Origin of the sequence: Pseudomonas sp. JZ114 (genome assembly GCF_051027705.1) — a bacterium.
In the GTDB taxonomy this organism is placed as follows: domain Bacteria; phylum Pseudomonadota; class Gammaproteobacteria; order Pseudomonadales; family Pseudomonadaceae; genus Chryseomonas; species Chryseomonas luteola.
The window spans coordinates 3946542-3961322 of the sequence record NZ_CP069256.1; the positions used below are offsets into that span (position 1 = coordinate 3946542).

Genomic DNA, 14781 nt, shown 5'->3' on the forward strand with positions numbered 1-14781 from the left:
AGTTACTCTCCGCCCGGCTTCATGACCTCGAAAGGCACGTCGAAAAGAGTCGCGCCGAACTGCACGTTTTCGACTGAATCGCGGCTTACGCTGGTAGCGGTCAGGTATGAAATCGGCACGTAAACCGCTTGCTCATGCAAAGTAGTCAACACGTCCTTGTAGAGCGCCTGCCGTTTGCCCTCCTCTACCGACGCCAATATTTCACCGATCTTCTGGTCAATGGCGGCCTTCATTGGCAGGCCTTTCTGTGCCTGATAATCCGCATGCCCGGCATAACGCATGGAGCTGACGAAAGAGTGCGGATCGTAGGGTGCTCCCCATGTCTCTGCGAAGATCATTCCAAAGCGACCATCACGCTGGCGCTCTACCAAAGCCCCCTCGTCCTCTCCCTTGAGAACCACATCGAAACCCAGACTACCCAGGTTGGCCTGAACAACCTCAGCCACACTCTTCTGTAGTGCATTTGCCCCATAGAAGCACAGCTCCAGGCGTAACGGCTGCCCATTCTTGTAGCGAATCTTCTCGCCTGGATTCAGTATCCAACCAGCCTGCTCCAGCGCCTCGCTAGCCTTCTCAGGAGAATAGCCATACGGCTTCAGGCCAACATCGGTATACGGCAGGTTGGTTGAGAAAAGCGTATCGGCCCGTGGTTCCAGGCCATACAGGACGTGCTTGACGATCGCATCCTTGTCGACGGCCCAATTGGTGGCCTGTCGCACCGCCAGCTCATTGGTAGGCGCAAGGTTGGTATTGAGTGCAATGACCCGGGTCGCCAGAGGCGCTGAGATAGCCATATGGTAGCCCACCTGTTTCAAGCGAACGAAAGTGTCGGCGGAAACCTCACCCTCGGAACCCTGGATCAGGTCAAGCTGCCCCGTCTCGAGCGCAATCGCCCGCCCACTCGGGTCAGGAATGACCTTAACCAGTACCTCGTCATAGGCAGGCTTTGGGCCCCAGTAATAAGGGTTGCGGGCAAAGCGATCAAACTCGCCTCGACGACTTTCAACCAGTTGCCAGGGGCCTGTTCCTATCGGCTGTCCAGGTTGAGCATTGGGCGCTGCAAACCGCAGGGGGCGCACCTGTGCCAACTCAAGCAGGGTAGGATAATAAGGATGCTTTAAAACCAGACGCAGCGTATGGGCATCTGGCGCTTCGGCATGATCGATGGTTTCAACCAGCTCCATCCAGGCATGCCGTTTGCGATTTGCCAGAACGGCTTCGATATTGGCTTTTGCCGCTGCCGCATCAAACACGCTGCCATCACTGAAGCGCACGCCATCGCGCAGGATAAACGTATAGGTCCGTCCATCCGGGGATATATCCCACCGGGTCGCCAGCCAGGGCTCGACACTGCCATCGGCCTTATAGCGTACCAGTGGCTCATAGACCATCGCCTGGGCATACATCTGGTTCGGTGAATAACCGCGAGGATCAAGCGGCCCGGCATTCGTCGGCCAGGAGTAGGTAAGCACCTCAGCTTGCGCCATAACAGGCAGAACCAATCCCGCTGCCAATAGAAGCACCCCGAGCTTTCTCTTGAAGCCAAGCTGATTCACACTCCCACTCCCGTTATGCGTAGACAAGCGCGGGAGAATAGTCAGGGAAGAGTATGATGTCTACGAGAAAACTTCATACTGAAGGTGATTGGTTTTTATGCAACGAGTAACGATTACACTGGATGACGACCTGTTGGCCGCTGTTGACGATCGTGTGGCGAGCCACGGTTATCAAGGACGCTCCGAGGCCATCCGGGACCTGCTGAGAGAAGGCATGCGCGAACCCGTCGCGCAGGATCTGCCAGCCGACTCCACCTGTATCGCCACCTTGAGTTATGTCTATGACCATAATGCTCGTGAACTCTCGAAGCGGCTGACCCGTACGTTTCATGCCCACCACGACCTTACACTGGCTACTTTGCATGTCCATCTGGATCATGGAAGCTGCATGGAGGTCTCAGTGTTGAAGGGAACTACCGCGGAGGTCCGAGAGCTGGCCCAGCATGTCACTGCAGAGCGTGGGGTACGCCATGGCAGAGCGTTCATCGTACCGATGCCCCCTGCCACTCATACCCATGAGCATGACCTCTAAAGCCTGTGGATAACTCTGTGCGCAGTTTCTGTATAGCCTGTAGGAAAAGCCCTGATACCAAGGCTTTTGGTAATTTTCAATAGGTGAATAAGAAAATTTCAGCCTTAGAAAAAAGCACTATAAAAAGGAGGCAGACCTGTCCTTATTAGGCCTTATCCATACATTGCTACTGATACTAAAGCGATCATGGAAACAGACCGGTATCGTTCCTATCTTATCGAGAATGCAGTTGAACTCAGACGCGGCACGTTCACATCGCATAAAGGCCATTATGCCGGCACCCATGCTGGCTATTTTGCTGGCCGCTCTGGATCAAACGATCGTGGCGGTTTCGCTGCCAGCCATCTCTGCACAGCTCAATGACACCGGACTTCTGGCCTGGGTAATATCGGGCTATATGGTTGCCATGACCGTCTCGATGCCGCTCTACGGAAAGTTTGGCGACCTGTATGGCCGACAAAAGATGATGTCGGCAGCTTTCAGCCTCTTTACGGTAGCGTCACTCGCTTGTGCGCTCGCCCAAGACATGCCCCAACTGATCCTGGCCAGACTCTTACAGGGCTTGGGTGCAGGAGGGCTGATTGCCGTAAGCCAAGCGGTCATTGGCGACGTCGTACCGCCACGCGAGCGAGGGCGTTATCAAGGCTACATCAGCAGCATGTACGCGCTGGCCAGTATTGCCGGCCCCGTATTGGGCGGCTTGATGACCGAGTATTTATCCTGGCGCTGGGTTTTCTGGATCAATTTGCCCGTTGGCATTGCCGGGCTCTTCATATGTTATCGCGTTCTAACCAGCCTTCCCGTGCCTGGCCGCAAGGCCATCATTGACTATCCGGGCATTCTGCTACTGGCTACCGGCCTTACTGCGCTTTTAATGGCTACAACATTGATCGGCAAAGGAGCGCCCTTAAGCAGCGGCTATCTTCTCTGGCTTGCCGCTGCGGCAATAACAGCTTTGACATTATTCGCATACCATGAGCAGCGCGCCAGAGAACCACTTCTGCCCTTACGCCTACTCCGGAACAGAACGGCCGGGCTCTGCTGTATGCTCAACTTCCTTACCAACTTCCAGGCCATAGGGCTAACGCTGCTGATCCCCTTATGGTTTCAAGCTGGCGCCAGCCATGACATGAGCAAAGCGGCACTGCATCTGATTCCGTTTGCAGCGGGCATTCCCTTGGGTGCCTTTACCTGTGGGCGGCTGACCGCCGTGCTGGGACGTTACAAACCTCAGATCCTGGTGGGTACGCTAATCATGCCATGCGCTCTGGTAATGCTTGCCTTTATTGATCCGCGCAGCGGGTTACTGGCCGGCGGCAGTCTGTTTCTGGCAGGACTTGCAACGGGCATGCAGTTTCCCACTGCACTGGTTGCCGCCCAGAATGCTGTTCCACAGGCTGATATCGGGGTTATGTCCAGTACGATTTCGCTGTTCCGTTCACTGGGAGGTGCGGTAGGCGCCGCTGGCTTGTCCGCACTACTCTTGCTATGGCTACCCCCTATGCAGGGTCATGCGGGCTCCGTTGAAAACGTGCTGCAGACATACTTGCTAGGGTCAGCCGGTACGATCGATCCATTACGCCAAACGCTTCTTGCAACCTTTCATAAACTGTTTCTGGTATCGGCTGGGCTTTCCCTGCTCGCACTTGCCTGCGCGTTGTCTGTACCCGAGCGTCCCTTGCGCGGCCGGACCGACAAGGCAGATCGATGATCCAAGCGATACGCGGAGCGGTATATCGAGCACGCTCCATCTGAAGCACTTGAAGGAATCCAATGATCTTTCAAGCCGCAAAGACAACAACTGTCACTCAAGGTCTAACGAACAGGTTTCAAAAAGAATTTTCTAGAATTTGTAACAGATTCACAGCGACCTTTTATCCCTATGAGCACCGCTTGTCGGTGTTGGAATACCTATAAAACTTGAACATCCGCCCACTTTTAACCATTAAAAGGTGATCCAATTCACCTTTTAAAACGACTATAACCACGCCTTCATCTTTTGCTCCTTGAATGAGTCGGTAACCACTTATCGAGGGTTTCAAAGTCAAGGAACCTTTGAATCTTCGGGCGGTCCTACCGACGGCTATAGTCACCGTTGAAGCATTCCCTGAGTCAGCGCGATGGAATCCTAAACACGTTCGGTTGTTATCGACTACGAATGTTCATCGATCGTTGTCCATGACTATTCGGTCCTGTTGAAGTTCGTGCATACGTTTATGCACAAGGATAGAACTATGAATTTTAAAGAACGTGGTATTTTACATTCGAATTCATCAGCGATCTCATTATCACATCGCTTGTTAGATTTAATGGTAATTTCCGGAACAGCTTATCTGGCTGGCTCCGTGATTCCTGGCGTCCCCATGAAACCTGAGCACTGGGTAATAGTATTCCTTGCTCTTTTGATATTTCATTTCCTGACAGAAATGAATCAAATGTATCTTTCATGGCGTGGCGAAAGAATATCCAATGAACTAATAAAAATATCAACTTATTGGGTATTAACATTCTCAACTGTTTTCATGGTTGATTATTTCTTCTTTAATGAATCCTTTTTAATCAGCAGTACCATGAAGGCATGGCTGGCTCTTTCATTGATTGGCCTGTGCGGATATCGGGTGCTGCTGCGCTCTGTTATGCACTCGCTGCGAAAAGCCGGTTTCAATACGCGCCGAGTAGCCATCGTAGGTGCCGACAAGATCGGTCAGCGTCTTGCCCATACAATCGACAGAGCGCCATGGATGGGCCTGCAACTGCTCGGTTTTTATGTCGAGAATCCGCTAGACCATCCCGAGCTCAACCGTAGCGAGCCCGGTTTTTCGATTCGCGGCAACCTGGAACAGCTGGTAGACGATGCGCGCGCCGGTTATATCGACAAGGTCTATATCACCTTGAGCATGGCGCACCAGGAGCACATCAACTGGCTGGTGCAGGAACTCAGCGATACGACCGCTTCGGTCTACATCATTCCTGACGTCTTCATGTTCCACCTGCTCCATGCCCGTAGCGAAAGCATTGATGGTTTGCCCAGCATTAGTATCTTCGATACGCCAATGGATGGTGCTAGCCTGATCGTCAAGCGCATCGAGGACATCGTTCTGTCCCTGATCATTCTGTCGATCATTTCCATTCCCATGCTGGTTATCGCCATTGGTATCAAGCTGTCCTCTCCTGGCCCGGTATTTTTCCGCCAGAAGCGTTATGGCATGGACGGTAAGCCGATCGAAGTCTGGAAATTCCGTAGCATGAAGGTCATGGAGAATGGCGAGAAGGTGACGCAGGCGACCAAGAACGATAGCCGCATCACACCCTTTGGCTCGTTCCTACGACGCACGTCACTCGATGAGCTTCCCCAGTTCATTAACGTACTGCGTGGTGAGATGTCGATCGTAGGCCCACGACCCCATGCGGTTGCTCACAACGAACAGTACCGCAAGCTGGTTCAAGGCTACATGCTGCGCCACAAGGTCAAGCCCGGTATTACAGGGTGGGCCCAGGTCAACGGCTGGCGTGGTGAGACGGATACCCTGGACAAGATGCAGAAGCGCATCGAGTTCGACCTGGACTACATTCACCACTGGTCCTTCTGGTGGGACGTCAAGATCATCTTCCTGACCCTCTTCAAGGGTTTCATCAACAAGAACGCTTACTGAGAACTGCTGCCGGACCTGGCGACCGAAAAGTGATTCAGGCCGGCAACAGCTGAACTTTCTAAGGTAGAGATGTCAGAGCTTGCCTGATCGAATCCCAGTAGGAGTTCAGATGCGGAAGACATGTCAGGGTGAGCTCCAGATACGATTGGTAAATGCCATCAAGAGCATCTGATTTCCCGTCTGGAAGAGTTTTCATGATTAAGTCAGTTTTAGTGGTTTGCGTTGGAAATATTTGCAGAAGTCCAATGGCCGAAACGCTTCTAAGGGAAGGCCTGAAAGGGCGGAATATAGAAGTCAGTTCAGCGGGTATTGGTGCATTGGTAGGCCGCCCTATGGATAGTACGGCTCAAGAAGTACTAAGAGAAAACGGACTTGAGCTATCGACACATAAAGCTCGCCAGGTTGATGCAGAAATGCTTCGGAAGGCAGACCTTATTTTGACGATGGAAGAATTTCATTCTCGTTCTGTTGAAAGTATGGCGCCAGAAATCAAAGGGAGAGTTTTTCTGATTGGTAAATGGGTAAATAACCGTGAGGTACCCGATCCATACCGCCTCTCAAAAGAAATGTTCAAAGAAGTACATATACTTTTAGCAAAATGCGTAGATAGCTGGCTTCCATACATTAGATAAGGGGAAGAAGGAATTTCATGACCACGATGCCTCGTTTTACGGCCACTGAAGTTAAGAACGATACCGATATTAATTTCTCAGCACTGTTTGGAATCCTCGTTGATTACAAATGGCAGCTTCTTTCTATTATCGGTATCTTCACTTTCCTCGGTATTGCTTATGCCATGCTGGCTACGCCCATGTATGCATCCAATGCAATGCTGCAGATCGAAGAAAAGAAAGGTGTAACACGCCTGACTGATCAAACATCCGGCATGCCACCGCCACTTCCGGAGGCAGTGACTGAGATCGAGTTGCTCAAATCCCGTCTGGTGATTGGCAACGCGGTCAAGAATCTGCACCTGGATGTTGTCGTAACGCCCAAGTACTTCCCTATTTTTGGTGGCTATGTCGCTCGTCATTTCAAAGCTGAAAGCGAAGACGAAGTTGCCTCCCCTGTTCTGGGCCTGAACAGCTTTGCCTGGGGCGGTGAGGATGTAGAAGTTGCTGAGCTGCGCGTCCCCGACAGCGCCCAGGACAAGCCTATGACACTGAAAGTCGAAGAAAACCAGAGCTTCACGGTTTTCGATGCCGACAATCAGATTCTGCTGCACGGCACTGTCAACCAGCCTGTCGAGCAGGATGGCTATTTCATCCAGGTCAGCAAGCTGCAAGCACGTCCCGGTACTGAATTCACAGTCATGAAGAAGCGACTGTCCAGAACAATTCAGGAATACCAGGGCCGCATCAGCGCAGGCGAGCGTGGCAAGCAGTCAGGCATTCTGTCCGTTGCCCTGCAGGACTCCGATCCTCTGCGTGCTCAGCGCATTGTTCAAGAAGTGATCGATCTGTACGTTGCTCAGAACATTGACCGCAACGCAGCAGAATCGACTCAGAGCCTTGAGTTCCTGCGTAGCCAGATTCCTTCTGTCAAGAAAGAACTGGAAGACGCGCAGCGTGCGCTGAACGAATATCAGACCAACCGCCGCTCTGTTGATATCGACAGCGAGACCAAGGGTGTTCTGGATCAGATCGTTTCGCTGGATGGCCAGATTTCCGAGCTGAACCTCAAGCGTGTTGAGATGAGCCGCAAGTTCACCACTCAGCACCCGGCATTCCAGGCCGTACTCGGCCAGCTGCGCCAGCTTGAAGTTGAAAAGGACAAGCTTGAGAAGCGCGTAGGCAATCTGCCTTCCACTCAGCAAGAGCTGCTCCGCCTCAAGCGTGACGTTGACGTGACCAGCCAGACCTACACCCTGATGATGAACAAGGTGCAGGAGCTTGATGTTATCCGTGCTGGTACTGTCGGCAGCGTGCGTATCATCGATAATGCAAACGCGAACATTGATGATCCTGCAAGCCCCAACAAGCCGCTGATCGTAGTTGCTGCACTGGTTCTGGGCTGCCTGCTGGGCCTGGCCGTTATCTATACCCGCCATACCCTCAAGCGCGGTATTGAAACACCTGAAGCCATCGAGCAGTTGGGTCTGCCGGTTTATGCTTCGATTCCGTACAGCCGCAACCAGTCCGAATCCGAAAAGCTCTTTGGCCGCGGCTCCCGCAAGATTGGCGAATCGGCGCTGCTGTCCATCGCTCATCCTACGGACCTGAGTACCGAGGCGCTGCGTAGCCTGCGGACCAGCCTGCACTTTGCGATGATCGAGGCTAAGAACAACATTCTGATGATCTCCGGCCCAAGCCCGGATGTCGGTAAGTCCTTCGTTTCGTCCAACCTGGCAGCTGTTATTGCCGAGTCGGGTCAGCGCGTTCTGCTGATCGACGGGGACATGCGCAAGGGCTACATGCACAAGATCTTCAATGTGAAGCAGAAAGACGGTCTATCCGACCTGCTGAGCAATCGCATTGCAATCAACGATGCCATCAAGAAGACCGAAGTCGACATGCTTGATTTCATGTCTTGTGGCCAGTTCCCGCCAAACCCTTCCGAACTGTTGATGAGCCATCGCTTTACCACTGTTCTGAAGCAGCTCGGCGACCTGTATGACATCGTGATCATCGATACTCCGCCGATCCTGGCCGTAACCGAAGCCGCCATCATTGGCGCCCATGTAGGTACCAGCCTGATCGTCGCCCGCTTCGGCATGAACAGTGCCAAGGAGCTGGAGGCTACCAAGCGTCGCTTTGATCTCAATGGTGTACCGCTCAAGGGTGTGATCCTGAACGCTGTAGAGCGCAAGGCTTCCAACTATTCCTCTTACGGTAACTATCAGTACGCCTATGAGAGACCAAGCAAGAGCTGAAGCCTGTTATAGGCAGCAGCGCTTGCAAACATGGAATGGGACTAAAAAGCACCATGCATAGCATGAGAAAGCTTCAATTGAACGATGAAGCATAAAAGTCCACAGGTAGGAGCTCTTTTGAGCTCCTACGTTATTTCAAGGCTTTTGACCGTTTCAGATCAGTAAATTGATTTTCTAGGCTAAAGGGATATCGAAATGAACGTTGCAATGGTGCTGAACTACAAAGCTCCGCAAGAAAGCATTTCCTGCGCTGAAAGTATTCTTAATTTTTGTAAGACAATCGATCATGTCGTCCTGATAGATAACGACTCCAAGGACGGCTCTTACGAAACGATGAAACAATGGAAAGAAACCCATAACGTAGACCGGGTTTCCGTTATCGCCAGCCCTGTTAACAGCGGCTATGCCGGTGGTAACAACTTTGGAATGAAATGGGCACGCGAACAGTTCAAGGTTGAGAACTTCTGGATTCTCAACAACGACGCCTATGTTAAAGACGATGCCTTCAAGCCGTTACTGGATAAGATCACGGCTGACAAGAACACCATTGCCGGCTCGGTCATTCTGAGTTCTCAAACAGGAAAGATCGAATGCTATGGTGGCGGGATCATGTATCCCCTGCTAGGCAAATCCAAGCTTCTCGGCAAAGGGCTTTCCATTGATGAGATCGGCCAGCTCAACCGTGAGCCGGACTACATCATGGGCTGCAGCCTGGCCTTCAACGCCGAGATACTGGATAAGGTTGGCTACATGGACGAATCCTACTTCATGTACTCCGAAGAAGTGGATTGGCAGCACCAAGCGAAAAAGCACGGTATTGCACTGTATGTCGCACCGGATAGCCAGCTCTATCACTATGGCTCAATGAGCTCAGGCGGAAAGTCCGAGTTTTACTACTACTTCCGTAACCGTGCAGCCACTCGCTTCAATAAGAAGTTCTATGGCTCACCGTATGCACTCATGTCTGCGGTTTTCCTGTCCGGCATAACCGTATTGAAGGAATACAAAAGTCCAAAGCTGGCCTGGTCTGGTATCAAGGGCGCGTTCAAAGGGGCAACAATGCATGTCTAATGGAGTAGTAAGCCAGGCATTCGGTATCGACTTTTTCCTGGGCACCAAGGATGAGCTACTGAAGCATATTTCAGCCAGCCTGAAAAAACCCTACACCTATATCGTTACGCCAAACATTGATCACGTTGTCCAGTTCCAGGAAAACGAGAATCTGCAAAAGGCGTATCGCACCGCTGACAAGCGTGTCTGCGATAGCCGTATCCTATCGCCCTTGCTCAAATCCCTGGGCGTTGAGATCAAGGAAGTGATCACAGGCAGCGACCTTACGGTCTCGCTTCTGAAGAAAGCCGACCAGGAAGACTTGTCCATTACGCTGATTGGCTCGGAAGAAAAGGACGTGGTAAAGCTCAAGGCTTTGTATCCACGTATCCGGCTGAATCACTACAACCCTCCGATGGGCTTTATCAACAAGCCTGACGAAGTGCAGAAGTGCCTCGACTTCATCTATGCCAACCCTTCAGACCTCATTTTCTATGCAGTTGGTGCGCCACGGCAGGAAATGTTGGCCAGCATGGTCGATGCTACCAAGCGTACAGGCGTTGGCCTTTGCATCGGGGCCTCGATTCTGTTTGCTACCGGCAGCCTGAAGCGAGCGCCGGTCTGGATGCAGAAAGCCCGTATCGAGTGGCTGCATAGAATGCTATCGGAGCCCCAGCGTCTGGTGCGTCGCTATGTTCATGACGCCACCCATATTCTTCCTATCTATCTCAAAGAAAGATCAGGAAGACGAAGCAGTGAAGAAGTAAATTAATCGATTGCGACTGCATTTTTTGGCCAGTCTGAGGACAGGGAAGACAGCCATGCTGGATGGAATGCAACGTTACGCTGGATGGGAAGCGATATGAGAGCAGTAAGCAAAAGCGGTGCCTACTTCATATTATTAATTTTCGTCTTCGTATTACATTTTGGTATTTTCGAAGAAACCCCCCATAACCCGATTGGCATCTTGTATGTCAGCGAGTTGTATCTGGTTATTTGTCTGGCGTTTACAGCCTTCTATGTACTGGCGTCCGTGGGAAAAGAGCAAAAGGATTTGAAAATCCTTTTAACTTATTGCGCCTACTCGTCGGTTATCTTCATTCTGCTGCCAGCGATTTTCTCAAATCTCTACTATGGGCAACCATTGATATACGGGATTATCGAAGAGCGTCGCATACTGTATTGCTTCACTTTTTCCGTCATGCTTTACCTCGCCCGGAACATGAGTGCTGCCCAATTTGAAAAGGCATTCCTGTTTGTAGGTTTCATGGCGTGTATTCTGGCCTGGATGTTCAAGTTCTCCGTATTGCCGGACCTGCGGGACAAGGTGGCGTCCTTCGACCGGCCAGACCGCTCCTCAATCGGTGCGCTGGCGCAGTGCCTGGCTTATTTCTATTGCATTCAGGTATGGAACAAAGGGATATCGCCCATTGATGGCTCGCCCAGGTCCAAGACGCCTTATATTGTGTTCGCCTGTTTCATTTTGCTGACTCTGGTCTTTGCAACACAAACGCGCCAGCTGATCTTTCTGTCCCTTTGCTTCACGCTGCTTTGCCTGAAGAGCAAGTCGGTTATCTGGATCGTGGTATCGGGTATTTTGGTTTCTCCTCTCTACCTGTTCCCGGATCTGCTGAAAGAGCTGGGACTCAATCTTGATTTCTATGCCGAATCGCTCGAAAACGGTCCAACCGATAATGTCCGTGAGCAAACCATCGGTTATATCTTCGGCCATTTGCATGCGAATAACTGGTTACCTAGTGGCTCCTTGTCCCTGATGTGGAACAATGGCTTTATCCCTCACTTTGGCGAGTACTTCTTCCTTTCCGACGTTGGGATATTCGGTACGCTGTTCAGATTCGGCTTCCTGGCCTTCCTGATCGTCCCACTGACCCTGTTCTGCTATTACTACTTCGCCAAGCGCTTACACAGGGATACCAGCTTCACCGTTACCGCCCTGCTGGCGTATATGGTGATCTGGCCGCTTCAGGGTATCTTCGAATATATGCAGGCAACGATTGCGTTCCTGCTCGTGATCCAGGCACTCAAGGCCTACCACCGAAACGTGGAGAGCCCAGCGCTGGATTCGTATGTTGAAGAACACCCACTGATGCAGCCCAGCTTTAGATAGCCCCCTCCCCTGCATGTCTGTCCGACCAGGGCAGACATGCCTTTCTGCAAAAGAGCCCCCCATGACAATGCTGAAAAACAGCACCTGGAATATTCTGGGTGTAGTCATTCCAAGCCTTATCGCACTCCCTACCATGGGTGTTCTTTCTCGAAAGTTAGGTATCGAGCAATTCGGCCTGTTTACACTGGCGTTTGCCATTGTCGGTTATGCCACCATTTTTGACGCGGGACTGACACGCGCCGTCATACGAGCCGTGGCCATGCACCATGGCAATGTCGAAAAGAATAAATCCGTTATCGCGACCGCTACTTATGCGGTGGTCGGTCTGAGCGCACTCGCGGTGCTCTTGTTATGGCTGGGCGCAGGAGAACTCGTTTCCCTGCTACACGTTTCGGCAGAAAACGTTGACGTTGCGGTGGCTGGCTTCAAGTGGCTAAGCCTTTCGATACCGCCCTTTCTACTCACCATGATCTGGTTTTCCTATCTGGAAGGAAACGAACGGTTTGCAGAATTCAACCTGTTACGCACCATCACCAACTCCATTCTGGCTGTTTGCCCCCTGGTAGCCGTGCTGGTCGATGAGTCTTTTACCGCGACGGCAATAGGGCTTGTCATCGCCCGCCTTATTTCGATGGCCGTGGCGTTCATTCCATGTTGGCGAGAATTTCCGCCGGGCTTTTACCGATTTGAAAAGAGCGTTTTCAAGGAACTCTTCGCGTTTGGCAGCTGGATGACTGTGAGCAATATCATCAGCCCTGTCATGGTGTATTTTGATCGTTTTATCCTGTCCAACATGGTCGGAGCCCAGCGCGTTTCCTTTTACACCGCCCCCTCTGAAGCCATCTCACGCATGCTGATCATTCCCAATGCTGTCGCTCGGGTTATCTTCCCGCTTCTGAGCAAGCGTTCGGCGGATGCGACTGCTCAGGCCAATCGAGCGTTCTGGGCCCTGCTCGCCGCCTGTGTAGTCATGGTGCTACCTCTATTCATACTCGCCCCCATGGTCATGACTTTATGGATGGGACCGGAATATGGTCAGGAAGGCGCACAGGTGCTGCGTATTCTCCTGATTGGCTTCATCTTTAACGCGCTGGCACAGATTCCCTTTGCGAAAATCCAGGCGAAGGGCCATTCGAAGATCACCGCTTTTATCCATCTGGCTGAGCTTTTGCCTTATATAGGCTTGCTGGTCGTGTGCATACACCTGTTTTCTCTCCAGGGAGCTGCCATTGCCTGGTCGATCAGGGTGGCTGTTGACTTCATTGCTCTGGAAGTTATGTCACGAAAAATCAGCTAGTGGCTTATTGACATATAACGTCAGGATAAATCCAAAAATTGGATCGATTTACTTTTAAAAAGAGTGTTTCCGCAAAAGTGAACTAATTTTTTAAGCTTCTGTCACAGCCTGCGCTGATATGTATGGTTTGGTTGGATACGGAGCTGTTACGAATTATCCAGCGCCAGGCGCGCCACAGGCCTACATGATTCATAAAGTTTCTTATGCCCAAACACGTTCTGACGCTTATAAATCGATCGATACGAAGTTTTTAAAAACTTTTTTACAGCGATCAAGGAAGAAAATAGATGAAACGTACCTTTACCCTTGCACTACTTTCCACCCTGCTTCTGCAGGGCTGCGTATGGTCTCCAGGCCAATACCTGCACCGGGACGATTTGAAGACCAACGGCTCCATTGAGGGGACAAAGGTTGAGCTGATTCCTATCACATCGGCTTATTTGAAAAGTCATGACTCCGTTAACCCGACTGCAGACACTGGGAACTGGCAGGAACTGCTCAAGTATCATCCAGCGGCTTATCGTGTAGGCAAGGCGGACCTGCTGTATATCACTGTATGGGATCACCCCGAGCTAACCGCTCCTTCTGGTGCCCAACAGCAGATCGAGGCGAACGGTCGACTGGTACGTCCTGACGGTACTATTTTCTATCCGTACGTTGGTACCCTGACAGCAGAAGGCAAGACGCTTGAGGAGATCCGCAAGGTCATCTCGACTCGTCTGGCAACCTTTATCGACAATCCTCAGGTCGACGTGAGCGTCCTGCGCTTTGGCAGTCAGAAAGTCACCTTGTCAGGTGCCTTTACCAAGGGCGACTCCATTCCGCTGACAACTGTGCCGATGACCTTGGTTGAAGCACTGGGCCAGGCAGGCGTTGACACCCAGACAGCTGACCTGAGCGGCCTGACCCTGGTACGTGACGGCAAGGAGTACCGCCTGGATGCCGACACCCTGAACCGTAAGGACTCCAAGCTGTACGGCGTATACCTCAAGGATGGCGATAGCATCCACCTACCCTACAACGATAACCGCAAGGTTTACGTGATGGGTGAAGTGGTAAGCCCGCTGGCAGCCAACTTCAAGACCACTAGCCTGACGCTAATGGACGCACTCGGCCAGGCAGGCGGCCTGAACCAGGAAACTGCCGATGCGGATGAAGTGTATGTAATCCGTGGTCCGGAGAATTTTAATTCTTCCCCAACTGCGAAGGCTCAAGTGTTCCACCTGAGTGCTTCCTCGCCGACCGCTTTCGTTCTGGCACAGCACTTTGCACTACAGCCGCAAGACGTTGTATTCGTAGGTCCTGCCGGAATCACCCGCTGGAACCGCTTCGTCAGCCAGCTGCTGGGCTCTTCAAACGTGCTTAGCTCCACCGCAAACGCCAAACAGAACTTCAACTAAGAAGCCTTCTGGACGATCAAAAAGCCCTTCGTTTGAAGGGCTTTTTTATGCCTTAATAAATTCCTCGGAACCGCCTTACTGTTACTGCAGGCTCCCCTACAGGTATTAATGCTCAGGACAGGCTTGGCTGAATCTTCAATGCCGCGATATAGCCATAGCTGCTACATATGTACTTACAAGCAATAACTACCTGCAGCACTCAGCCGATACAGGGCCAAGTCAATACGCGACACTCTGCGAAGGGATCTTTACAACGAAGTTATTTGGCAGGCATAAAAAAGCCCAACGTTAGC

11 protein-coding genes are annotated in these 14781 nt (G+C 51.7%); 10 read left to right on the top strand and 1 reads right to left on the bottom strand.

Features of this window, described 5'->3' with window-relative positions; all coding sequences use genetic code 11:
- Positions 1-2 precede the first annotated feature (2 nt).
- Positions 3-1556, bottom strand: a complete 1554-nt coding sequence (gene nikA, locus JQR90_RS18530) for a nickel ABC transporter substrate-binding protein (protein WP_434140214.1) — start codon at positions 1554-1556, stop codon at positions 3-5.
- A 97-nt stretch (positions 1557-1653) separates the two neighbouring features.
- On the opposite strand from nikA, the gene nikR reads away from it, so the two are divergent.
- From nikR to JQR90_RS18580, 10 genes are all read left to right on the top strand, one after another.
- Positions 1654-2088: a nickel-responsive transcriptional regulator NikR gene (nikR, locus tag JQR90_RS18535; protein ID WP_010796159.1), complete on the top strand. Its 435-nt coding sequence runs from the start codon at positions 1654-1656 to the stop codon at positions 2086-2088.
- 223 nt (positions 2089-2311) lie between these two features.
- Positions 2312-3799, top strand: a complete 1488-nt coding sequence (locus JQR90_RS18540; RefSeq protein WP_434140215.1) for an MDR family MFS transporter — start codon at positions 2312-2314, stop codon at positions 3797-3799.
- 523 nt (positions 3800-4322) lie between these two features.
- On the top strand, positions 4323-5741 hold the full coding sequence (locus tag JQR90_RS18545) for an undecaprenyl-phosphate glucose phosphotransferase (RefSeq protein ID WP_010796161.1): 1419 nt from the start codon (positions 4323-4325) through the stop codon (positions 5739-5741).
- A 194-nt stretch (positions 5742-5935) separates the two neighbouring features.
- Positions 5936-6373: a low molecular weight protein-tyrosine-phosphatase gene (locus JQR90_RS18550; protein WP_019367274.1), complete on the top strand. Its 438-nt coding sequence runs from the start codon at positions 5936-5938 to the stop codon at positions 6371-6373.
- A gap of 17 nt (positions 6374-6390) precedes the next feature.
- Complete coding sequence (locus JQR90_RS18555; protein ID WP_010796163.1) at positions 6391-8613, top strand: polysaccharide biosynthesis tyrosine autokinase; 2223 nt, start codon at positions 6391-6393, stop codon at positions 8611-8613.
- Between the two features lie 195 nt (positions 8614-8808).
- Positions 8809-9684: a glycosyltransferase family 2 protein gene (locus JQR90_RS18560; protein ID WP_010796164.1), complete on the top strand. Its 876-nt coding sequence runs from the start codon at positions 8809-8811 to the stop codon at positions 9682-9684.
- On the top strand, positions 9677-10435 hold the full coding sequence (locus JQR90_RS18565; protein ID WP_010796165.1) for a WecB/TagA/CpsF family glycosyltransferase: 759 nt from the start codon (positions 9677-9679) through the stop codon (positions 10433-10435). Before JQR90_RS18560 ends, JQR90_RS18565 begins: the two co-directional genes overlap by 8 nt.
- A gap of 90 nt (positions 10436-10525) precedes the next feature.
- On the top strand, positions 10526-11791 hold the full coding sequence (locus tag JQR90_RS18570) for a hypothetical protein (protein WP_232235442.1): 1266 nt from the start codon (positions 10526-10528) through the stop codon (positions 11789-11791).
- 61 nt (positions 11792-11852) lie between these two features.
- Positions 11853-13088 carry a flippase gene (locus JQR90_RS18575; protein ID WP_434135165.1) on the top strand — a complete coding sequence of 412 codons (1236 nt, stop codon included), beginning with the start codon at positions 11853-11855 and terminating at the stop codon, positions 13086-13088.
- Between the two features lie 287 nt (positions 13089-13375).
- On the top strand, positions 13376-14488 hold the full coding sequence (locus tag JQR90_RS18580) for a polysaccharide biosynthesis/export family protein (RefSeq protein ID WP_019367269.1): 1113 nt from the start codon (positions 13376-13378) through the stop codon (positions 14486-14488).
- Positions 14489-14781: the final 293 nt, after the last annotated feature.